A 20,003-nucleotide genomic window follows, 5' to 3' on the forward strand; every position below is an offset into this window, starting at 1 on the left:
CCGACCGACCGAGGCCGCGAGCCGGATCAGGCTTCGGCGCGCGCCAGGACGGCGCGCACGCGCCGCAGCAGCGAGACCAGCAGTTCCTGCACCGCCGCCACCAGCAGCGCGGCCAGGATCGAGCCCATCACCAGGGCATCCCACTGGCGCGGCGGGCCGACCCGGAACTGGATGGTGTCGAACACCAGCCCGGCGGTGACGCCCGCCACGATGACGGCCAGCCACCCGTGCAGGGGCATCAGCCTGAGCATCAGCAGGGCGACCGCGACCATGCCCCACAGCATGGGTTCCTGGGCTTGTTCGAACAGGTGAGAAATCAGAGCCAACTCCCGAAAGCGCGGCGCGCGGGCGGGGGCCCGCGTGCGCGCAGTCGAGTTTTTACCTCTTTCTACGCTGTAATGCGAGACACCCGTCCCATTGTTGACGGCAGCCGCGACGGGCCGGATCAGAAACCTTCCAGCACCACCTTGCCGCGCGCCTTGCCGCTTTCGATAAAGGCGTGCGCGCGCCGCAGGTTGGCGGCGTTGATGCGGCCGTAGTGTTCGCCCAGCGTGGTGCGCAGGGTGCCGTTGTCGATCAGCCGCGCGGCCTGGTTCAGCAGTTCGTGCTGGGCGATCAGGTCGGGGGTGTGGTGCAGCGGCCGGGCGAACATGAATTCCCAGTGCAGCGAGGCCGATTTGCCTTTGAGCAGGCGCACATCGATGGCCGCCGGATCGTCGATCAGGGCGATCTTGCCTTGCGGCGCGATGGCTTCGGCCAGTTGCGCGAAGTGCTGGTCGGTCTGGGTCAGGCCGGCGATGAAGCTGACCTGCGGCTGGCCGATGCGCTTGAGTTCCGCGGCCAGCGGGCGGGTGTGGTCGATGACGTGATGGGCGCCCAGTTCGGTGACCCAGGCCTGGGTCTCGGGCCGCGAGGCGGTGCCGATGATGGTCAGGCCGGTCAGTTGACGCGCCAACTGCACCAGGATCGAACCGACGCCGCCGGCCGCGCCCACCACCAGCAGCGTGCCCTGGCTGGGGGCGGTGTTGTCCAGCACCCGCAGGCGGTCGAACAGCAGTTCCCAGGCGGTGATGGTGGTCAGCGGCAGCGCGGCCGCCTGGGCGAAGTCCAGGCGCTGCGGCATGCGGCCGACGATGCGCTCGTCGACCACGTGCAGTTCGCTATTGGCGCCGGGGCGCGTCAGGGCGCCGGCGTACCAGACGCGATCGCCGGGCGCGAACAGGCTGGTCTTGGCGCCGACGGCGCGCACGATGCCGGCGGCGTCCCAGCCGATGATCTCGGGCTGGCCGTCCTTGGGCTTGCGGTTGGCGCGGATCTTCACGTCCACCGGGTTGACGGAAATGGCTTTGACCTCGACCAGCAGGTCATGGTCGCCGGGCACGGGCTCGGGCGCGGTGATGTCCTGCAGCGATTGCGGGTCGGCGGCGGGCAGGTTCTGGAAGTAGGCGATGGCTTTCATGGGGGATCTCGGAACGGGAAAAGGGATCAGGCGATGGTGCGGACCACGCCGCCATCGACGCGCAGGGCGGCGCCGTTGGTGGCCGAGGACTGGCGCGAGCAGGTGTAGACGACCATGTTGGCCACTTCCTCCACCGTCGCCAGGCGGCGCAGCAGCGAACTGGGGCGGTGCTGGGCGATGAAGTCGCGTTCCATCTGGTCTTGCGGCAGGCCTTGCTCCTTGGCCATTTCGGCGAAGAAGTCGACCACGCCCTCGGAGCGGGTCGGGCCGGGCAGCACCGCGTTGACGGTGACGCCGCTGCCGGCGGTCAGTTCGGCCAGGCCGCGCGAGACGCCCAGCAGCGCGGTCTTGCTGACGCCGTAGTGGATCATCTCGGCCGGGATTTGCAGCGCCGATTCGCTGGAAATGAAGACGATGCGGCCCCAGTCGGCGGCCAGCATGCGTGGCAGGTAATAGCGCGACAGGCGCACGCCGCTCATGACGTTGGTGTCGAACATGTAGCGCCAGTCGTCGTCGGTGATTTCGGTGAAGGACTTGGGCGCGAAGTAGCCGGCGTTGTTGACCAGGATGTCGACGTCGGGGTGGGCGGCGCAGATCGAGGCGGCGCCGTCGGCGGTGGACAGGTCGGCCTGCACGGTGTGGATCTGGGCGCCCGGATGCTGGCGCGCGATGGCGTCGGCGGCCTGCTTGAGCTTGTCGGCGTTGCGGCCGTGCAGCACCACCTGGGCGCCGGCCTCGGCCAGGCCCTGGGCGATGGCCAGGCCGATGCCGCCGGATGAGCCGGTGACCAGGGCCTTCTTGCCGTTGAGTTCGATTTTCATGGGTTACTCCAAAGCGTTGCGGGATGACGCCATCATTCCCCAGTGGCGGACGATGAAAAACCGGCTAGCATCGGACTCAGTTTCAATGAATTTTTGAAAATGAGCCCCTCATGGTTCGGTTTGAAGACCTGCGCATCTTTGTCGCCGCGGCGGATCACGGCAGTTTTTCGGCCGCCGCGCGCGAGTTGGATCTGACGCCGGCGGTGGCCAGCGCGGCGCTCAAGCGGCTGGAGCTGTCGCTTGAAACCCGCCTGTTCGTGCGCTCGACGCGCAGCCTGCGGCTGACGGGCGACGGCGAGCGCTACCTGGAATATGCTCGCGCCGCCTTGTCCAGCCTGCAGGCCGGCCAGAGCGCGCTGGCGCGCGACAAGACGGCGATCTCCGGCACGCTGTCGCTGTCGATTCCCTCGGACCTGGGCCGCCATGTGCTGCTGCCCTGGCTGGACGAATTCCAGCAGCGCCATCCGCGCGTGAACTTCCAGGTGCGCATCAGCGACCGCCTGGCCGACCTGTACCGGCAGCCGGTCGACATCGCGTTGCGTTACGGCACGCCCGGCGATTCCGGCCTGGTGGCGCTGCCGCTGGGCGAGCACAACCGCCGCGTGGTGTGCGCCGCGCCGGCCTATTTCGCGCGCCACGGCATGCCGCTGACACCGGCCGACCTGCGCCGTCACAACTGCCTGTGCTTCGTGCTGGGCGAGTCGCTGCACGACCGCTGGACGTTCGAGCACGAGGACGGCGCCATGACCGTGCCGGTCATGGGCGACCGGGTCGGCGACGACGGCGATCTGGTGCGGCGCTGGGCCCTGGCCGGGCACGGCGTGGCCTACAAATCGCGCTACGACGTGCTGGCCGATCTGCGCGCCGGACGGCTGGTGCAGGCCTTGCCCGACTACCGCGGCGAGCCGTCGCCGCTGTACCTGCTGTGCGTGCATCGCATGCTGCTGTCGCCGGCGGTCAAGCGGCTGCGTGAATTCCTGCAGGCGCGCCTGCGGCACTTTGAGGCGGGCGCTGGCGCGTTGCCGTGACCGCCGCGCCGACGGAACTCGTAACACCACGCGATGCCTCACGCGGTATCCTGTGTGTTCGAATGGATTGCCGGTCGTAAGCGCCGGAACCCCGCGCGCGGCCGACGATTCGCAACGCTTCCCCCTAAAAGGAGACAAGCCATGTCGAATCATGTCTACAAGCAGATCGAACTGGTGGGCTCATCCACCAAGTCCACCGATGACGCCATCAGCAAGGCCATCGAGCGCGCGTCCGAAACGTTGCGCCACCTGGACTGGTTCGAAGTCACGCAAGTGCGCGGTCACATCAAGGATGGCAAGGTGGCGCACTGGCAGGTGGGCCTGAAGATCGGCATGCGCCTGGAAGATGGCGAGGTCTGACGGCGCGGGGCCTGCTCTTTTTTTGAGCGGCCCATGCAAGTGGTTGTCGGATAAGGATTTTTTCAGCTTGTCATGAGACTGTTCAGAGGTTTGTCCACATTCCATGGGGACAAACCCGGGCGGTGTCCTCGGCGCCGCGCTTGCCGCCAGGGCGCGGGGCGTCGGGGCGCGGCGTTGGGCGTTTATTGCCCGCCCGCCGCAAGGTCTTGGCGGCAAAGGGATTTTTTCGGCTGCCCGCAGGCTGTCCTCAGCCTTATCCACATTTCCCGGGGACAACCCGGGGGCCGCGCGCGCGCGGCTGGGCCTTTCTTGACCACCTCTTGCAGGTGCTTGATGCACAAGGGAAAAGCCGAGCTGCCCTCATCCTGTCCTCATGCTTGTCCACAGAATGCTGGGACAAATGCGCGGCCGCGCGCGGATACCGTCGCGGCGGGCGGGATGGGGCGCCGCGGCGGGGGATAAGTCGGCCGGAAACCGCCCGATCGGGCGATTGCGCATTTTTTGACCGCATCGCGCAAGTGCTTGGCGTGGCAGGACTTTTCGCATCTGCCCCACACCTGTCCTCAAGCTTCTCCACAGTTGCCGGGGATATGTTGCCGGCCACGGTGGCGGCGGCCCCGGGGGATCTCTCCAAAAAAAACCCCCCGCCTTGGGCGGGGGGCGTGATCGCCCGGAGGTAGACGGGCGATCGGTGCCGGGTGGGGCGGCGCCCCGGGCCCGGCGACGGCGGCAATCAGGGGTTGAACTTCTTGATCCAGTCCACGTAGCGGTCGATCCAGCCCTGCAGGAACTTGCGCGTGCCTTCGTTGGTGATGTTGTACTGGTCGTCGACCAGGCCATCGGTGTACTGCAGGAAGACTTCCGGCGTGGTCAGGGCATTGGCGCCTTCCGCCGCCAGGATGTTGCGCAGGTGCTGCTGCATGAGCGCGGTGCCGGCGGCGCTGGGCGAGGTGCCGACGATGCCGACGGCCTTGCCGGCCCAGGAGTTCTGGCCCCACGGGCGGGTGCCCCAGTCGATCGCGTTCTTGATGGCGGCGGGCACTGAACGGTTGTGCTCGGGCGAGACGAACAGGATGCCCTGGGCATCGAGGATCTGCTGCTTGAGCTTGGCCGCGGGCGCGGGCAGGTTGTTCTCGTGATCCTGGTTGTACAGCGGCACGTCGCCCAGGCTGACGTAGTCGAACTTGAAGTCCGCGGGAATCAGCTTTTCCAGCGCGCGCGCCAGGCGCAGGTTGATCGATGCGGCGCGCAGGCTGCCGACGAAGACGGCGATCTTGTAGGTGCTCATGAGGCGGGGCTCCTGGGTCGGGGGGAAGGCCCAGTGTAGACCTGTCGCCATGACGGCTCAATGGCGGCGAGCCAATAAGGTTATGCGCGGGGCCGCGCCGCGTCAGTCGCTCATCAGGCTGACGTGCGCGGCCACCACGCGCCAGCCTTGCGGCGTGCGCATCCAGGTCTGGCTCTGGCGGCCGATGCGCGCGCTGGCCTCGCGCTGGAATTCGATGTGGGTGGTGGCGAAGTCGTGCCCGTACGTGGTGATGGCGGTGCGCAGCACGCGGCGCGCCAGGCCCTGCGGCGAGCGGCCGGCGCGAAACGCGCGGATGGCCTCGTAGCCATAGAGGTTTTCGCCGGCGCCGTAGCGCAGCGTGTGCGGACTGTTCCAGAACAGCTCGTCCAGGACCGCGACCTGGTTGTTGACCAGCGCGGTCTCGTAGCGGGCAAAGGCCAGCGTGACCTCGGCGACGACGGCGGGCAGATTGATCTCCATGCGGTTTTCTCCGGTGAGTGTCGTATGCACCGTGTTGGTGCGTGATTTAGGGTAATCACCAATATGGTGTGTGTTGCGGTGCGCAAGACGGCCGCGAAGGAACGTGGCGCCACCTGTGCCGGGGCGCATGTTGCGGTGCAAGGCTGGCACGCCGTTTGCTAGGGTTTACACCACATAACACGCTGCCCGTCGCCCCAGGAGTTTCACCATGTCCCGTTCCGCCGTTCCCGCCCCGGTCACCATGCTGGTCACCCGGCACATCACGCCCGAACGCTACAGCGATTTCCTGTCCTGGATGCGCCAGGGCGAAATCCTGGCCGCCGGTTTTCCCGGTTTTCTCGGCTCCGGCGTGTTGCAGCCGCCGGAGGGCGGCGATCAATACCAGATCGTGCTGCGTTTCAACGACGAGGCCAGCCTCAACCGCTGGGAGCAATCGCTGCCGCGCCGCATGTGGCTGGAGCGCGGCGCCGCGCTGGTGCGCGCCAGCCATGCGCGCCGCGTCAGCGGCATGGACAGTTGGTTCGGCCCGCAGGGCAACACCAGCGCGCCGCCGCGCTGGAAGCAGGCGGTGAGCATCTGGCTGGCGTACTTCCCGGTACTGCTGGCTTTCACGCTGCTGGTCAGCGAACACCTCGCGTCGCTGCCGGTGTTCTGGCGCGCCTTGATCACCAGCGTGACCATGACGCCGGTGATGGTGTATGTGTGCATTCCTTTCGTGACGCGGCGCCTGGCGGCGTGGCTGCGGCCGCGTTGAGCCGCACGCGCGCGGCGCGGTGTCCATGGGCTAGGCGGCTTGCGCGCGGCGCGTGGCGTAGAGCCGGTGCAGCGTGATCTTGCGCACGGCGGCCTGGCTGTCGCCGATATGCGCCTGTAGCAGCGCGCAGGCGCGTTCGGCGTCGCGGGTCAGGATGGCCTCCAGGATGGCGCCGTGCTCGGCGTAGGTGCGGGCGATGCGGTCGGGCTGGGTGAAGTCCAGGCGGCGCACGATGCGGATGCGTTCGGTGGCGGCGCGGTGCACGCGCGCGATTTCTGGATTGCCGGCGGCGGCCACCAGGTCGGTGTGAAAGCGCTCGTCGAGTTCGGCCAGCCATTCGCCGTCGCCGGAACGGCCCGCGCTGTCCACCCGCCAGATGTCCACCAGGGGTTGCAGCGCGCGCAGCGGATCGGGAATCTGGCCGGGCGCGCACAGCGCGCGCACTGCCGCGATTTCCAGCACGCGGCGCAGTTCGTAGAAATGATCGAGCGTGTCGAAGTCCAGCGGCTTGACCAGCCAGCCATTGCGCTGGCGCACTTCCAGATAGCCTTCGCGTTCCAGGCGGAACAGCGCCTCGCGCACCGGGGTGCGGCTGACCCGCAGGCGCTCGGCGATCTCGGTCTCGGTGAAGCGGTCGCCCGGCGCCAGGCGGAAGTCGAGGATGTCGCGCTTGAGCGTGCCATAGGCCGCGTCGGCCAGGCTGCGGGGCGTGTCGATAACGGCGAATGCGGAATCCATGGATGGCCTCGGTCGGCGGGTCAGGGCAGGGGACGGACGGCGGCGATGCCCGCCTGTTCCAGCCGCCGCGCGGCCAGCAGGCAATCGGCTTCGCGCCATGGCGCGGCAATCAATTGCACGCCCAGCGGCAGGTGCGCGTCGGCGCCGATGCCGGGCCAGACCGGCGCGGCGCACACCGGCAGGCCGAGGCAGGAGAGCGGTTGCGTCAGCAGGCCCATGCTGGCGCGCGCGGGCAGCGTCTGGCCGGCCAGCGTCAGGCTCTCGGTGCCGATGGCGGTGGCCGGCACCGGCGTGGCCGGGGCGATCAGCACGTCGTAGCGAGCGAACAGCGCCTGGGCCTCGCGGTAGACGCGGTGACGCACCCGCTGGGCTTGCTGTACCCACGCGGCCGGCACCAGGCTGCCGGCCACCAGGCGGTCGCGCGAATGCGGCTCGTAGTAGTCGTAGTGCGTGACCAGGCGGCGGCGATGCAGCGCGCCGCCTTCGGCCGCCGTGATGACGAACGCGGCGGCGCGCGCCTGCTCGGCGCCGGCCAGCTCGGCGACCTCGGTGGCGGCGAGCGCGCGCGCGGCCAGTTGCACCGCCTGGCGGGCCTCGGGGCCGGCCCAATGGGCGAAGTAGCCGCCCAGCACCGCCACGCGCAGCGGGCGGTTCGAGGCCAGGTCCGCCAGCGCCGGTTCGAGCGCGCGCTGGGCGCAGGCCGCGTCCTCGGCGTCCGCGCCTTGCAGGGCGTCGTAGACCGCCGCCAGGCTGGCCGTGTCGGCCGCGAACGGCCCCAGATGGTCGAGGCTGCCGACGAACGGAAACGAGCCGGTGCGCGGCAGCCGGCCCAAGGTCGGCTTCAGGCCGAACACGCCGCACAGCGAGGCCGGCACGCGGATCGAGCCGTTGGTGTCCGAGCCTAGCGTCAAGGGCACCAGGCCGCCGGCCACGGCCGCCGCGCTGCCGCCGGACGAACCGCCGGCGATGCGGGCCGGGTCGTGCGGGTTGCGGCAGGCGCCGTAGTGCGAGTTCTCGGTGGTGAAGCCGTAGGCGTGCTCGTCCATGTTGAGCGCGCCCACCAGCACCGCGCCGGCCTGGCGCAACCGCGCCACCAGGGTGGCGTCGCGCGGCGCGGGCGGATTGGCGGCGTTGACGCGGCCGCCGGCCAGCGTGACTTCATCGGCGATGTCGAACAGGTTCTTGACCGCGTAGGGCACGCCGGCCAGCGGCGGCAGGGCTTCGCCACGGGCGCGGCGCGCGTCGATGGCGGCGGCTTCCTGGCGCGCGCGGGTTTCGGTGACGGCGGTGAAGCAGTTGTAGCGCGCGTCGGCGGCGCGGATGCGCGCCAGCGTGGCGTCCAGCACTGCGCCGGCGCTGCGTTCGCCGTTGCGGATCTGCCGCGCCAGGTCGAGGACGGCTCCGTTCATGGACGGAACACCGAGGCCGATTCCAGTTCCACCGGCAGGGACTCGTCGATGAAGGTCGAGGCGATGTCGTGGATGCGCGTGAACTGCCGCGCCACTTCGGCCGTGGCCGGCTCGCGCAGCGCATAGCCGGCCAGCGCCAGCGCGCTGCGCACGTATTGGTCGATGGTTTCCTGGGTCATGGCGGACTCCTGTGAATGTCGGTGGATGTCAGCGGCGCACTTCGCGCTGGAAGATCTCCAGGCTCAGTTTCTTCATGCCGATGAAGCTGGGTTCGGACAAGGTTTCGACGGTGCGCGGACGGGCGTCGCCGTAGTCCAGGATCTCGGCCACGCGCGTGGGGCGCTTGGTCAGCAGCAGCACCTGGTCGGCCAGGTACACGGCTTCTTCCAGGTCGTGCGACACCAGCAGCATGGTGGTGCCGGTCTGCATGAAGACCTCTTGCAGCTTTTCGCGGATGAACAGCGTCATCTCGAAGTCCAGCGCCGAGAACGGCTCGTCCAGGAACAGCACCTCGGGTCGCGGCGCCAGCGCGCGCATGATGGAGGCGGTCTGCTGCTGGCCGCCCGACAGTTCGTAGGGATAGCGCTTGAGGTCGAACTTGACGTCGAACGAGGCCACCAGTTCTTCCACCCGCGCATCGACCTCGGCCTTGCCGCGGCCTTCCAGCCGCAACGGGTAGGCGATGTTGTCGATGGTGCGCAGCCACGGGAACATGGCTTCGCGGTAGTTCTGGAAGACGTAGCCGATCTTGGTCTGCGCCAGCGATTTGCCATCGAACAGGATCTCGCCGGCGTCGATGGGGATCAGGCCCGCGATCATGTTGATCAGCGTCGACTTGCCGCAGCCGTTGGGGCCGAACACCGAGACGATCTTGCCCTTGGGAATGTCGAGGTTGAAGTCCTCGTACAGCGGCCAGCCGGCGAAGTACTTGGTCAGGCCGCGGATGGTGATGTGGGTGCCCGCCGGGCCCGGGCGGAAGGGCGCGGGGGTGGGGGCGGGGGCGATGACGGGGTTGATGACGGTGGACATGATTACCGGCCGCTCCAGTGGACAACGCGCTTTTCCAGCACCAGAAAGAGGATGTTCAGGACGTAGCCGAGCGCGCCGGCGGCCAGGATCGAGGCGTACATGTCGCGCACGTTCAGCACCTGCTGGGCGTTGATGATGCGGTTGCCCAGCCCGCTGTCCGAGCCGATGAACATCTCGGCCACGATCACGATGACCAGCGCCATCGACACGCCGCTGCGCAGGCCGACGAAGGTCGGTTGCAGGCTTTCCCAGATCAGCACGTCCTTGAAGATCTGCCAGCGCGAAGCGCCCATGACGCGCGCCGCCATCACGCGCTGCTTGCGCGCGTTGATGACGCCGTAGGCGCTGTTGAACAGGATCACCAGCACCGCGGCGAAGGCGGCGATGGCGATCTTGTTCATGTCGGTCACGCCGAAGATCATCAGGAACAGCGGAATCAGCGCCGACGACGGCGTCGAGCGGAAGAAGTCCACCAGGAACTCGACGCTGCGGTAGGCCTTTTCATTGCTGCCCAGCAGCACGCCCAGCGGCACGCCGATCACGCCGGCGATGACGAAGGCCTGCAGGGTGCGGTTGACGGAGGCCAGGAAGTCGCCCAGCAGCGGGCCGCCGGCCATGCCCTTGGCCAGGGCCACCAGCGTGGCCCCCGGTGTGGGCAGCAGCACCGGGCTGACCAGTTGCAGGCGCACCACCAGGTCCCACACCACGTACAGCGCCAGCGGGCCGATCAGCGGCAGCAGGCGCGCGGCGGTCCAGGTGCGCGGCGGGCGCGAGGCGGGGGCGGCGGGCAGGGCGCCGGCACGGGAAGCGGCGGCCGAAGCGCTGGCGGCCGGCGCCGCGCCGGCGCGGCTTGCGTTGATCGCGTCCATGGCTCAGCCCTTGTACAGCATCGAAGCCACGTCCACCTTCTGTGCGAAGATGCCTTTGTCGGTGAACAGGTCGAAGAATTTCTGGAAGTACTGGATGTCGCCGGGCGTGAACTCGTTGTAGAGCGTGTAGGCGGCCAGCGGCACGGCTTCGGTCATGGGGCCTTCGATGGCGGTGTAGCCCTTCATGAAGGGGCGGGCCTCATCGGGCTTGGCGCGGATCAGTTCGATGCCGCGGGCGTAGGCGGCGATGAATTTCCTGCTTTCCTCGGGGTGTTTCTTCAGGAACGCGGTGGTCAGCGAGGCCGAGCCGCCGAACCACGGCGCCATCGGGTCGCCCAGCACGTACTTGGCGATCACGCCCGCTTCGAGCACGCGGGTGGTGCCGTTCAGGCGGCCGACCGTGCCGGTGGGTTCGAGCGTGTAGCACGCGTCCAACTGGCCGGCGGCGACCGCGGCCACGTGCTGGCTGATCGCCAGCTCGACCACGGTCGCCCCGGTTGCGCCGGCGCGCTCCAGCACTGCTTTGGCCAGCGTGGCATTCTGGATGCCGGGTCCAGAACCGACCTTTTTCCCCTTGAGGTCTGCGATGGATTGGATGGGACTGTCTTTCGCGACGATGAACTCGTCCAGCACGTTCTTGGCGTTGCTGGGGTTGGAGGCGAAAATCTTGAACAGGCCGGGCGAGGCGATCTCGCCGATCGCCAGGTTGGCCGAGCCGGTGCCGTTGGCGCTGCCGTCGGCGCGGCCCGCGAGCATGGCTTCCATGACCTGCTGGGCCCCGGCGAACTTGAGCGCTTCGACGTTCAGGCCGGCTTCCTTGAAGTAGCCCTTTTCGATGGCGGCGTAGAACGGCAGGCCGGCCGCGACCGGCCAGTAGCCGATGCGGATGACCGGGCCCGCCTGTGCCCGTACCAGGGCCGGCGCGGCCAGCGCGGCGGCGCCCAGCGCGGCGCCCTGCATCAGGCGGCGGCGGGTGGCGTTGAAAGCGAAGGGCGCGGGGCGGTCGGTCATGTGGAACTCCAGGACGGGAAAGAGACGGGCGCTTGTAGACAAGCTTGCATACCAGCCTTTCAAGCAAGACTCGTGCCAACCGTCGCAGGCCCGTTTTTTCGCCGTGGCGGGGCGATCCTGGCGCGCCGCATGAACCAAACTGGTGCATGCGGCACCGCGAGGGGGCGCGCGGCGCGTCATGGCGCCGGTGCCCGGCCAGGCGTTAGGATGTGCGCAGGCCGGGGCCTGCCGCCCCGCCGTTCCAGGAACAAGGGCGCGCCGCCGCGCGCCACGGCGTGGATATGAATACCCGTTTCGTCGAAGCATTTCTGTGGTCTGCCCGGTTGGGCAGCTTCCGCGCGGCCAGCGACCGGCTGCACATCACCCAGGCCGCGGTGGCCAACCGCATCGCCTCGCTCGAGGCAGATATCGGCGCGCGCCTGTTCGAGCGCGACGCCAAAGAGTTGCGGCTGACGGCGGTGGGCACGCGCCTGCTGGACTATGGCGAGCGCCTGATGCAACTGCGCCAGCAGATCCTGTCGCTGGGCCGCACCGGCGACGAGGTGTTCGGCCTGGTGCGCATTGGCGCCATCGAGACGGTGGTGCACACCTGGCTGATCGGTTTCCTGACCAATCTGCGATCCACCTATCCGGGCATCGAAGTGCAATTGACCTCGGAGACCACGCGCGCGCTGCATCGCGGCCTGCGCGAAGGCACGCTGGACATTGCCTTGCAGACCGACCTGTTGACCGATACCGGCATCATCAGCACGCCGTGCCTGCCGATGGAGATGGGCTGGGTCGGGCCGGCCGGCGATGAGCAGGCGCTGACGGCGCGGCAATTGCTGAGCGAGCCGGTGCTGACCATGAGCCCCGGTTCGCAGCCGCACGAGGCGTTGAAAGGGCTGTTCCGCGAGGCCGGCCTGCCGCTGGGCAAGGTGCACTGCGTCAGTTCGATGTCGGCGCTGGCGCGGCTGGTGCGCAGCGGCTTCGGCCGCGCGCTGGTGCCGCTGCCGCCGATTTACGAATACGTCGCGCGCGGCGAGGTGCAGATCATCCGCTGCGACGTGCCGGTGCCGCCGCAATTGCTGGTGGTCAGCTACCTGGAGGGCGCCGGGTCGGATGCGATCCGGCTGGTGGCCGAGCTGGCCTGCCGCGCGTCGGATCAGTACACCGCGTCGGTCACGCCACCAAAATTCGCGTCCGCGCAATAGCGTTATCCCTAGGTCGGCTTTCAGTAATTCTGTTGCCGGCGCGAAAAATTACTCGTTTGTCGGACCAGGCCCCGGCGGCCGAAGATGAGTCCCTTCCATTACCGAAGGGATTCTTTCTTTCATGAGCCAAGCCTTCACTCCGTCCGCGTCCCACGGCATGCTGTTCGTCGCCTGCGACGTCGATCCCGCCTTCGAGACCGATTTCAATCGCTGGTACGACCGCGAGCACGTCGAAGAGCGCGTGCGCATTCCCGGCTTCCTGTCGGGCGCGCGTTATTTCTCGCTGTCCGGCGGCCGCAAGTACCTGGGGCTGTACCGCACGCAATCGCTGGACGCCTTCACCAGCGCCGACTACCGGGCCGCGTTCGAGCGGCAGACGCCATGGTCGGTGACCAATCTGGATCGCATGCGCGACCCGATGCGCCGCGTCTGCGCGGTGCAGGCCGTGACCGGTTTTGGCAGCGGCAGCCACATCGCGGTGCTGCCGCTGGTGTTCGGCGGCGACGCCGGCGCGTTGGTGGCGCGCGCCGCCGAGACCGGCGCGGCGCTGGCTCAGGTTGATGGCTTCGTTCAGTCCTATTTGTTGGCGCCGGATGCTGCCCTGAGCGGCCCCTTGCCGCGAGAATCCACGGCGAATCGCCGCCTGGACCCGCTGTTCGTGGTCGAGGCCAGTTCCGCCGCCGCCGCGCGGTCGCTGGCCGAACAGGCCGCCGGCGCCTTCGGCATCCGCTCCAGCGATGCGTGGCTGCTGGAACTGGGCTGGAAGCTGGCGGCCGCCGACCTGCGCTGACGCCATGCGGCGCATCCACGCACATCACAAACATGGGGAATGAATCACAATGGCTGAAAACACATTGCGCGCCGCGGCGCCCGCCCACGGCGGCGCGTCGCCCGACAAGATGAAGAAGCTGGCCCTGGCCAGCTCGGTCGGCACCACGCTGGAGTGGTACGACTTCACGATCTACAACCTGATGGCGGCGCTGGTGTTCAACGCCATCTTCTTCCCGTCGTTCGATCCGCTGACGGGCACCATCCTGGCGTTCTCGACCTATGCGGTCGGCTATGTTTCGCGGCCGCTGGGCGGCTTTGTCTTCGGCCATCTGGGCGACCGCCTGGGACGCAAGTTCGTGCTGGTCGCCACGCTGGTGATCATGGGCGTGTCGACCGGCCTGATGGGCATGCTGCCGACCTATGACCGCTGGGGCGTGTGGGCGCCGGTGGCGCTGGTGGCGCTGCGCTTCATCCAGGGCGTGGCGCTGGGCGGCGAATGGGCCGGCGCGGTGCTGCTGTCGATGGAACACGGCAAGCCGGACCAGCGCGGCCGCAACGCCTCCTTCACGCAGGTCGGGCCGTCGTGCGGCACGCTGATCGGCACCGGCTTCATCGCCCTGATCTCGCTGTGGCTCACGCCCGAGGAATTCCAGGCCTGGGGCTGGCGCGTGCCGTTCATGTCGAGCGTGGCGCTGGTGCTGTTCGGCCTGTGGCTGCGCCGTGGGGTTGAAGAGACCCCGGTGTTCCTGGAAATGGAACAGAAGCGCGAAACCGCCAACACCCCGATCAAGGAGGTGTTGGTGCAGCATTGGCGCCAACTGTTGGTGGCGGGCGGGTCGCGCATCGGTTCGGATGTGCTGTACGCGCTGGTGGTGGTGTTCACGCTGACCTACGTGACCACGGTGCTGCATCTGTCGCGGCCGCTGGCGCTGGGTGCCACCATGCTGGGGGCGGCGCTCAACGCCATCGCCGTGCCGCTGTGCGGGCATCTGTCGGACCGGATCGGGCGGCGTCCGGTGTACCTGGCTGGCGCGGTGCTGGGCATGATCTGGGCGTTCGTGTTCTTCACGCTGATGGATACCGCGCACCCGGTCGCGATCTGCGCGGCGGTGGTGGTGGGCCTGTTGATCCACGCGATGATGTACGGCCCGCAGGCGGCCTTCATCACCGAACAGTTCCCGGGCCGGGTGCGCTATGCCGGCTCGTCGCTGGCCTACACGCTGGCCGGCATCGTTGGCGGCGGTTTCGCGCCGCTGATCATCGCCAGCCTGTTCAAGTCGTGGAGTTCGACCGTGGCGGTGTCGCTGTACGTGGCCGCCGCGCTGGTGGTGACCGCCGTGTCGGTGCTGGCCGCGCGGGAAACCGCCAAGGCGCCGCTGCAACGCTGAATACGGCGCGGGCCGTGACGGCCGCGCGCCAGGCAGGAGGACCCGGGCGCGCGCCCGGGTTTTTTCATGTTCGGTCGCGGCATTCGGCCTCCCGTTCGTTCGGAAAAACGTCAGGTATCTGACTTATTGCTGAATAACAAACGAAAATTGTTTACACTCGCATCCACAAAATTCAAGTGTGGATGGGGCCGCCGCGGGGCGGATCCCGTCCGAGTTACGGGAGAAAGTCGATGCGCAAGTTGTTGTTGGGGACGGTCCTGGCCGCCGCGGTGTTTGGGGGAACGGCCTACGCGGCCACCCAGCCCAAGGCGGTGGTGACGACCTATTCGGATCTGGCGCTGGCCGGCTATGAGGACGCGCTGACTTCCGCCAAGACGCTGCGCGAGGCCGTCAATGCCCTGGTCGCCAAGCCCGGCGAGGACACGCTCAAGGCCGCCCGCCAGGCCTGGCTGGATGCGCGCGTGCCGTACCAGCAGACCGAGGCGTTCCGCTTCGGCAATCCCATCATCGACGACTGGGAAGGGCGCGTGAACGCCTGGCCGCTGGACGAGGGGCTGATCGACTACGTCGATGCCTCGTACGGCACCGGCAACGACGAGAACGCCTATTACGCCGTCAACGTCATTGCCAATGCCAAGATCTCGGTGGGCGGCAAGACCATCGACGTCAGTGCCATCACGCCCAAGCTGCTGTCCGAAGTGCTGCACGAGGCCGACGGCAACGAGGCCAACGTGGCCACCGGCTACCACGCCATCGAATTCCTGCTGTGGGGCCAGGACCTGAACGGCACCGGCCCGGCGCCGGCCGGCCGCCAGGGCACGCCGCAGGAGCGCCACGCCGGCAACCGTCCGTACACCGACTTCGACCTCAAGCAATGCACCGGCGGCAATTGCGAGCGCCGCATCGCCTACCTGAAGGCCGTGACCGACCTGCTGGTGGCCGACCTGGAAGAGATGGTCGGCAACTGGAAGCAGGACGGCGCCGCGCGCAAGGCGGTGCAGCAAGACCCCAAGGCCGGCCTGGTGGCGATGCTGACCGGCGTGGGCAGCCTGTCGTACGGCGAACTGGCCGGCGAGCGCATGAAGCTCGGCCTGATGCTGCACGACCCCGAGGAAGAGCACGATTGCTTCTCCGACAACACCCACAATTCGCACTTCTACAACCAGATCGGCATCCGCAACGTCTACCTGGGCGCGTACACCCGCATCGATGGCAAGCAGGTGTCGGGCGCCAGCCTGTCGGAACTGGTCAAGGCGCGCGATCCCAAGCTGGACGCCGAAGTGCGCGCCAAGCTGGACGCCACCGTGGCCGCGATGCAGGCCATGAAGACCCGCGCCGAGACGGTCGAGACCTACGACCAGATGATCGCGGACGGCAACAAGGAAGGCAACGCGGTGGTGCAGGCCGCCATCGACCGCCTGGTCGACCAGACCCGCAGCCTGGAGCGCGTGATCGCGCTGCTGGACCTGGGCAAGGTTGCCATCGAAGGTTCCGACAGCCTGGACAAACCCGACGCCGTATTCAAGTGAAGCTCGTACTCGCCGCCGTATTGGCGGCGTCGGCCCATGCCGGCGCCGCCGCTGCCGCGCCCGCCGGGCGCGACGACCTGACCCCCGAAGACCTCAAGCGGGTCACCGCCATCACCGCGCCCACCCGCGACTTCTCCAAGGCCGAGACCTTCGAGACCATGCAGGCGGGCGCCGCCACCACCAACAAGCTCATCAACGCCGACATCTTCTCGCAGCCGTCGGCCAACATGAGCTTCGAGCGGCGCCAGGAATTCCAGGTCGGCAACGGCCTGTTCCGCAAGGACTGGGTGTCGGCGCCGGCGTCCACGCAGGCCTCCGACGGCCTCGGGCCGCTGTTCAACGCGCGCTCGTGCCAGGCCTGTCATACCAAGGACGGGCGCGGCTCGGTGCCGGGCTTCGATCCGCTCGAACGCCCCGACGCGGTGGCGCTGCTGCTGCGCCTGGCGGTGCCGCCAGGCCCCGACCGTGGCCATCCGCGGCTGGCGCCGGGCGAGATCGCGCTGCTGCCCGAGCCGGTCTACGGCGTGCAGTTGCAGAATTTCGCGGTGGCCGGCCTGCCGGCCGAAGGCCGCATGGAAATCGAATACACGCCGGTGACCGTCGAGCTCAATGGCGGCGAGCGCGCCACGCTGATGAAGCCGGTCTACCGCATCGACAACCTGGGCTATGGGCCGATGCGCAAGGACACGCAGATCTCGCCGCGCCTGGCGCCGCCGATGATCGGCCTGGGCCTGCTGGAATCGATCCACGAGGCCGACATCCTGGCCAACATCGGCGCCGACAAGCGCGACGGTATCGTCGGCAAGGCCAACTGGGTCACCGATGCGCGCACCGGCCAACGCGCGCTGGGCCGCTTCAACCTGAAGGCCGGCCAGCCCACGGTGGCGCAGCAGAGCGCCGCCGCCTTCTCCAACGACATGGGCCTGTCCACGCCGCTGTTTCCCAATCACCATGGCGACTGCACGGCGGCGCAGCCCCAGTGCCTGAAGATGCCGCACGGCGCGCAGCCGCGCTTCGGCGCGGAGGAAGTGCCGGCCAAGCTGATGGACTTCGTCACCACCTATTCGACCAACCTGGCGGTGCCGCAGCGGCGCGATGCCGATGACGCCCGTGTGCTGGCCGGCAAGAAGCTGTTCTACGAAGCCAATTGCGTCGCCTGCCACGTGCCCAAGTACGTCACCAGCCGCAACGCCAGGCAACCCGAGCACCGCTTCCAGTTGATCTGGCCGTACACCGACATGCTGGTGCACGACATGGGCGACGAGCTGGCCGACGGCGTGGCCGACGGCCAGGCCAATGGCCGCGAGTGGCGCACGCCGCCGCTGTGGGGCATTGGCCTGACCAAGACCGTCAACCCCAGCGCCACCTGGCTGCACGATGGCCGCGCCCGCACGCTGCTGGAGGCGGTGCTGTGGCATGGCGGCGCCGCCCAGCCGGCGCGCGACCGCGTGGTGGCGATGACGCCGCAGGAACGCGCCGACCTCATCCGTTTCCTGGAGTCGCTGTGATGGCTAGCCTCGTTGCACGCTGGCGCGCGCCGGCCAAGACCCTGGCCGCCGCGCTGGCGCTGGCCTGGCCGCTGGCCGCCGGCGCGGCCGGCTTGCCCGCCGACCTGGGCGAACGCCTGGCGCAAGGCTATGCGCGGCCGGCCGCCGCCGGCATGGCCGAGGCCGCCGGCAAGCTGGAAGGCGCGTTGGCCCAGTGGTGCGGCAAGCCCGACGCGGCCGGCGCCCGGACGGTCGAGAACGGCTTTGCCGACCTCGCGCTGGCCTGGGCCCGCCTGGAACCGCTGCGCTTCGGGCCGCTGGTGCAGGCCAACCGCTACGAACGCCTGGCGTTTTGGCCGGACACGCGCGGCGTGATGCCGCGCCAGGTGCAGGCCGTGATCGCGGCGCAGGACGCCGACCTGCTCAAGCCGGGCGCGCTGGCCGGCCGCAGCGTGGCGCTGCAGGGCCTGCCAGCGCTGGAATTCGTGCTGTACGGCGAGCCGGCGCTGCTGGCCCAGACCGCCGCGCCGACCTCCGGCTACGCCTGCGGCTATGCCCGCGCGGTGGCGGCCAACGTCGCCGCGATCTCGCGCGACGTGGCCCAGGCCTGGGATGCCAAGGCCGAGTTCGGCCGCCAGTTCGCGCGGCCCCAGGCGGGCAATGATCTCTACCGCGATCCGCAGGAAGTGGCGGCCGAAGCGATGAAGGCGCTGTCCACCGGCCTGCAGTTCGCGCGCGACGTGAAGCTGCTGCCGGTGCTGGGCGATTCGGCCGACGGCGCCCGGCCCAGGCGCGCCGCGTTCTGGCGCAGCGGCCTGTCGATGCGCACGCTGGCCGCCGGGCTGGATGGCCTGGCGGCGTTCTACACGGCCGGCGGCTATGCGCTGCCGCAAGGCGAGGACTGGATGGCCGGCGCGGTGCTGGCCGAACTGGGCAACGCGGCGCGCACGCTGCGCGCGGTGCCGGCGCCGCTGGAGCAGGCCGTGGCCGACGCCGAAGGCCGCCGCCTGCTGGGCCTGGCGGCGCTGACGCTCAAGAACGCCAAGGCCATCGTCGACCAGGACCTGGCGCCGGCGCTGGGCGTGACCATCGGCTTCAATGCGCTCGATGGCGACTGATCGGAACCGGTTCGCCGGGGCGCTCCGCTTCGGCCGCGCGGCGCCGCCGGCCGCTGCGGCCGCGCGACCGGCGCGCCGCGACTTCCTGGCGCGCGCCGCCGCCGGCGCGTTCGGCGCCGCCCTGGCCTGGCCCGGCGCGGTGTCGGCCATGGCGACGCGCGATCGGGCCGCGCTGTATCTGGCGGCGCGGCAGCGCGGCGGCCGCGACGAGGCGGTGGTGCTGGACGGCGCCGGCCAGGACCGGCGGGTGCTGCCGATGCCCGCGCGCGGCCACAGCTTCGCCATCGACGCGGCGGCCGAACGCGCCGTGGTGTTCGGCCGCCAGCCGGGCTTTTTCGCGCTGGCGTTCGACCTGCGCGGCGAGCGCGCGCTGCTCGAACTGCCGTTGCCACGGGACCGCCATTTCTTCGGCCACGGCGCCTATTTCGATGGCGGCCGGTTGCTGGCCGCCACCGAGAACGATTTCGACGGCGGGCGGGGTGTGCTCGGCATCTACGACGCCTCGCCGGGCGGCGCCTACCGCCGCGTCGGCGAATACGACACGGGCGGCATCGGCCCGCACGAGGTGCTGCTGATGCCCGACGGCAGGACGCTGTGCGTGGCCAACGGCGGCATCCTGACGCATCCGGACTACGGCAAGCTGGAACTGAACCTGGACACCATGCGGCCGTCGCTGGCGTACCTGGACGCGGCCAGCGGCGCGCTGCGGGAACGGGTCGAACTGGCGCCCGACCTGCATCGCCTGTCGATCCGCCATCTGGCGCTGGCCGCTGACGGCAGCGTGTGGTTCGGCTGCCAGTACATGGGGCCGGCCGGCGACCGTCCGGCGCTGGTCGGCCGCCACCGGCGCGGCGCGCCCTTGGAACTGTTCAGCGGGCCGGCGGACACGTTGCGCCAGATGCGCAACTACATCGGTTCGGTGGCGGCGGACGCGGCCGGCGCCGTGATCGCCACGTCCAGTCCGGTGGGCGGGCGGGTGCTGTATTGGGACGCCGCCAGCAGCCGCTGCCTGGGTGAAACCCGGCTGGCCGATGGCTGCGGCGTGGCCCCCGCGCCGGACACCGGCTTTCTCGTCAGCAGCGGCCTGGGCGCCATGCTGCGCACCGATGCGGCCGGTGGCGAGCAGCCCTTGCTGGCGCCGTCGCGCGAGCGCGCCTGGGACAACCATTTCCGCAGGGTCGCGCGCGCCTGAACCTTACAAAGCTTGACACACCGGACGCTCGCGCCAGCCCTTTGCGCAAGGTGCATCTGATAAAGTTTCCGGCTGTCTT

21 protein-coding genes are annotated in these 20,003 nt (G+C 69.1%); 10 read left to right on the forward strand and 11 right to left on the reverse strand.

Features of this window, described 5'->3' with window-relative positions; genetic code table 11:
* Positions 1 to 26: 26 nt before the first annotated feature.
* The 3 genes from ACN6O8_RS04100 to ACN6O8_RS04110 form a co-directional block, all read right to left on the reverse strand.
* Positions 27 to 326 carry a hypothetical protein gene (locus ACN6O8_RS04100; RefSeq protein WP_427989787.1) on the reverse strand — a complete coding sequence of 100 codons (300 nt, stop codon included), beginning with the start codon at positions 324 to 326 and terminating at the stop codon, positions 27 to 29.
* 119 nt (positions 327 to 445) lie between these two features.
* Positions 446 to 1,459 (reverse strand): zinc-binding alcohol dehydrogenase family protein, encoded by a 1,014-nt coding sequence (locus tag ACN6O8_RS04105; protein WP_427989788.1) that lies wholly within the window; start codon positions 1,457 to 1,459, stop codon positions 446 to 448.
* A 26-nt stretch (positions 1,460 to 1,485) separates the two neighbouring features.
* Positions 1,486 to 2,280, reverse strand: a complete 795-nt coding sequence (locus ACN6O8_RS04110; RefSeq protein ID WP_427989789.1) for an SDR family NAD(P)-dependent oxidoreductase — start codon at positions 2,278 to 2,280, stop codon at positions 1,486 to 1,488.
* Between the two features lie 110 nt (positions 2,281 to 2,390).
* On the opposite strand from ACN6O8_RS04110, the gene ACN6O8_RS04115 reads away from it, so the two are divergent.
* Positions 2,391 to 3,308 carry a LysR family transcriptional regulator gene (locus ACN6O8_RS04115; RefSeq protein WP_427989790.1) on the forward strand — a complete coding sequence of 306 codons (918 nt, stop codon included), beginning with the start codon at positions 2,391 to 2,393 and terminating at the stop codon, positions 3,306 to 3,308.
* 141 nt (positions 3,309 to 3,449) lie between these two features.
* Positions 3,450 to 3,668, forward strand: coding sequence for a dodecin (locus ACN6O8_RS04120; RefSeq protein WP_427989791.1), 219 nt, complete (start codon positions 3,450 to 3,452; stop codon positions 3,666 to 3,668).
* 733 nt (positions 3,669 to 4,401) lie between these two features.
* On the opposite strand, the gene ACN6O8_RS04125 is transcribed toward ACN6O8_RS04120, so the two are convergent.
* Both ACN6O8_RS04125 and hpxZ read right to left on the reverse strand, forming a co-directional pair.
* Complete coding sequence (locus ACN6O8_RS04125; protein WP_427989792.1) at positions 4,402 to 4,956, reverse strand: NADPH-dependent FMN reductase; 555 nt, start codon at positions 4,954 to 4,956, stop codon at positions 4,402 to 4,404.
* Between the two features lie 102 nt (positions 4,957 to 5,058).
* On the reverse strand, positions 5,059 to 5,436 hold the full coding sequence (gene hpxZ, locus ACN6O8_RS04130; RefSeq protein WP_427989793.1) for an oxalurate catabolism protein HpxZ: 378 nt from the start codon (positions 5,434 to 5,436) through the stop codon (positions 5,059 to 5,061).
* A gap of 208 nt (positions 5,437 to 5,644) precedes the next feature.
* On the opposite strand from hpxZ, the gene ACN6O8_RS04135 reads away from it, so the two are divergent.
* Entirely contained in the window at positions 5,645 to 6,190 is a 546-nt protein-coding gene (locus ACN6O8_RS04135) for an antibiotic biosynthesis monooxygenase (protein WP_427989794.1), read from the forward strand.
* A 30-nt stretch (positions 6,191 to 6,220) separates the two neighbouring features.
* Here ACN6O8_RS04135 and ACN6O8_RS04140 read toward each other — a convergent pair whose 3' ends face one another.
* From ACN6O8_RS04140 to ACN6O8_RS04165, 6 genes are read right to left on the reverse strand one after another with little or no spacing between them, the layout of a single operon-like run.
* The gene (locus ACN6O8_RS04140; RefSeq protein ID WP_427989795.1) at positions 6,221 to 6,928 is read right to left on the reverse strand and encodes a GntR family transcriptional regulator; all 708 of its coding nucleotides are present in this window, start codon (positions 6,926 to 6,928) and stop codon (positions 6,221 to 6,223) included.
* Positions 6,929 to 6,948: 20 nt separating this feature from the next.
* Entirely contained in the window at positions 6,949 to 8,337 is a 1,389-nt protein-coding gene (locus ACN6O8_RS04145) for an AtzE family amidohydrolase (protein WP_427989796.1), read from the reverse strand.
* The gene (locus tag ACN6O8_RS04150; protein WP_427989797.1) at positions 8,334 to 8,516 is read right to left on the reverse strand and encodes a DUF4089 domain-containing protein; all 183 of its coding nucleotides are present in this window, start codon (positions 8,514 to 8,516) and stop codon (positions 8,334 to 8,336) included. Before ACN6O8_RS04150 ends, ACN6O8_RS04145 begins: the two co-directional genes overlap by 4 nt.
* Before the next feature lie 28 nt (positions 8,517 to 8,544).
* Positions 8,545 to 9,366 carry an ABC transporter ATP-binding protein gene (locus ACN6O8_RS04155; RefSeq protein WP_427989798.1) on the reverse strand — a complete coding sequence of 274 codons (822 nt, stop codon included), beginning with the start codon at positions 9,364 to 9,366 and terminating at the stop codon, positions 8,545 to 8,547.
* A 2-nt stretch (positions 9,367 to 9,368) separates the two neighbouring features.
* The gene (locus ACN6O8_RS04160; RefSeq protein WP_427989799.1) at positions 9,369 to 10,235 is read right to left on the reverse strand and encodes an ABC transporter permease; all 867 of its coding nucleotides are present in this window, start codon (positions 10,233 to 10,235) and stop codon (positions 9,369 to 9,371) included.
* 3 nt (positions 10,236 to 10,238) lie between these two features.
* Positions 10,239 to 11,246 (reverse strand): ABC transporter substrate-binding protein, encoded by a 1,008-nt coding sequence (locus ACN6O8_RS04165; protein WP_427989800.1) that lies wholly within the window; start codon positions 11,244 to 11,246, stop codon positions 10,239 to 10,241.
* Between the two features lie 281 nt (positions 11,247 to 11,527).
* On the opposite strand from ACN6O8_RS04165, the gene ACN6O8_RS04170 reads away from it, so the two are divergent.
* The 7 genes from ACN6O8_RS04170 to ACN6O8_RS04200 all read left to right on the forward strand — a co-directional run bounded on the left by ACN6O8_RS04170 (position 11,528) and on the right by ACN6O8_RS04200 (position 19,924).
* Positions 11,528 to 12,439, forward strand: a complete 912-nt coding sequence (locus ACN6O8_RS04170) for a LysR family transcriptional regulator (protein WP_427989801.1) — start codon at positions 11,528 to 11,530, stop codon at positions 12,437 to 12,439.
* A gap of 121 nt (positions 12,440 to 12,560) precedes the next feature.
* The gene (locus ACN6O8_RS04175; protein ID WP_427989802.1) at positions 12,561 to 13,229 is read left to right on the forward strand and encodes a hypothetical protein; all 669 of its coding nucleotides are present in this window, start codon (positions 12,561 to 12,563) and stop codon (positions 13,227 to 13,229) included.
* A 49-nt stretch (positions 13,230 to 13,278) separates the two neighbouring features.
* Positions 13,279 to 14,598 (forward strand): MFS transporter, encoded by a 1,320-nt coding sequence (locus ACN6O8_RS04180; protein ID WP_427989803.1) that lies wholly within the window; start codon positions 13,279 to 13,281, stop codon positions 14,596 to 14,598.
* Positions 14,599 to 14,828: 230 nt separating this feature from the next.
* Positions 14,829 to 16,127: an imelysin family protein gene (locus ACN6O8_RS04185; protein WP_427989804.1), complete on the forward strand. Its 1,299-nt coding sequence runs from the start codon at positions 14,829 to 14,831 to the stop codon at positions 16,125 to 16,127.
* Positions 16,124 to 17,635 carry a di-heme oxidoredictase family protein gene (locus tag ACN6O8_RS04190; protein ID WP_427989805.1) on the forward strand — a complete coding sequence of 504 codons (1,512 nt, stop codon included), beginning with the start codon at positions 16,124 to 16,126 and terminating at the stop codon, positions 17,633 to 17,635. Before ACN6O8_RS04185 ends, ACN6O8_RS04190 begins: the two co-directional genes overlap by 4 nt.
* A complete protein-coding gene (locus ACN6O8_RS04195) occupies positions 17,635 to 18,732 on the forward strand; it encodes an imelysin family protein (RefSeq protein WP_427989806.1) in 1,098 nt (365 codons plus the stop codon). Before ACN6O8_RS04190 ends, ACN6O8_RS04195 begins: the two co-directional genes overlap by 1 nt.
* Positions 18,713 to 19,924 (forward strand): DUF1513 domain-containing protein, encoded by a 1,212-nt coding sequence (locus ACN6O8_RS04200; RefSeq protein WP_427989807.1) that lies wholly within the window; start codon positions 18,713 to 18,715, stop codon positions 19,922 to 19,924. Before ACN6O8_RS04195 ends, ACN6O8_RS04200 begins: the two co-directional genes overlap by 20 nt.
* The last annotated feature ends 79 nt before the right edge of the window (positions 19,925 to 20,003 follow it).

It is taken from the genome of Achromobacter sp., assembly GCF_050285565.1.
In the GTDB taxonomy this organism is placed as follows: Bacteria; Pseudomonadota; Gammaproteobacteria; order Burkholderiales; family Burkholderiaceae_B; genus Achromobacter.

Coding starts and splice junctions, on each gene's coding strand:
- ACN6O8_RS04120 (WP_427989791.1), top strand. CDS start 3,450: ATGTCGAATCATGTCTACAAGCAGATCGAACTGGTGGGCTCATCCACC.
- hpxZ (WP_427989793.1), bottom strand. CDS start 5,436: ATGGAGATCAATCTGCCCGCCGTCGTCGCCGAGGTCACGCTGGCCTTT.
- ACN6O8_RS04175 (WP_427989802.1), top strand. CDS start 12,561: ATGAGCCAAGCCTTCACTCCGTCCGCGTCCCACGGCATGCTGTTCGTC.
- ACN6O8_RS04135 (WP_427989794.1), top strand. CDS start 5,645: ATGTCCCGTTCCGCCGTTCCCGCCCCGGTCACCATGCTGGTCACCCGG.
- ACN6O8_RS04200 (WP_427989807.1), top strand. CDS start 18,713: ATGCGCTCGATGGCGACTGATCGGAACCGGTTCGCCGGGGCGCTCCGC.
- ACN6O8_RS04155 (WP_427989798.1), bottom strand. CDS start 9,366: ATGTCCACCGTCATCAACCCCGTCATCGCCCCCGCCCCCACCCCCGCG.
- ACN6O8_RS04180 (WP_427989803.1), top strand. CDS start 13,279: ATGGCTGAAAACACATTGCGCGCCGCGGCGCCCGCCCACGGCGGCGCG.
- ACN6O8_RS04140 (WP_427989795.1), bottom strand. CDS start 6,928: ATGGATTCCGCATTCGCCGTTATCGACACGCCCCGCAGCCTGGCCGAC.
- ACN6O8_RS04105 (WP_427989788.1), bottom strand. CDS start 1,459: ATGAAAGCCATCGCCTACTTCCAGAACCTGCCCGCCGCCGACCCGCAA.
- ACN6O8_RS04165 (WP_427989800.1), bottom strand. CDS start 11,246: ATGACCGACCGCCCCGCGCCCTTCGCTTTCAACGCCACCCGCCGCCGC.
- ACN6O8_RS04185 (WP_427989804.1), top strand. CDS start 14,829: ATGCGCAAGTTGTTGTTGGGGACGGTCCTGGCCGCCGCGGTGTTTGGG.
- ACN6O8_RS04115 (WP_427989790.1), top strand. CDS start 2,391: ATGGTTCGGTTTGAAGACCTGCGCATCTTTGTCGCCGCGGCGGATCAC.
- ACN6O8_RS04125 (WP_427989792.1), bottom strand. CDS start 4,956: ATGAGCACCTACAAGATCGCCGTCTTCGTCGGCAGCCTGCGCGCCGCA.
- ACN6O8_RS04110 (WP_427989789.1), bottom strand. CDS start 2,280: ATGAAAATCGAACTCAACGGCAAGAAGGCCCTGGTCACCGGCTCATCC.
- ACN6O8_RS04160 (WP_427989799.1), bottom strand. CDS start 10,235: ATGGACGCGATCAACGCAAGCCGCGCCGGCGCGGCGCCGGCCGCCAGC.
- ACN6O8_RS04150 (WP_427989797.1), bottom strand. CDS start 8,516: ATGACCCAGGAAACCATCGACCAATACGTGCGCAGCGCGCTGGCGCTG.
- ACN6O8_RS04170 (WP_427989801.1), top strand. CDS start 11,528: ATGAATACCCGTTTCGTCGAAGCATTTCTGTGGTCTGCCCGGTTGGGC.
- ACN6O8_RS04195 (WP_427989806.1), top strand. CDS start 17,635: ATGGCTAGCCTCGTTGCACGCTGGCGCGCGCCGGCCAAGACCCTGGCC.
- ACN6O8_RS04145 (WP_427989796.1), bottom strand. CDS start 8,337: ATGAACGGAGCCGTCCTCGACCTGGCGCGGCAGATCCGCAACGGCGAA.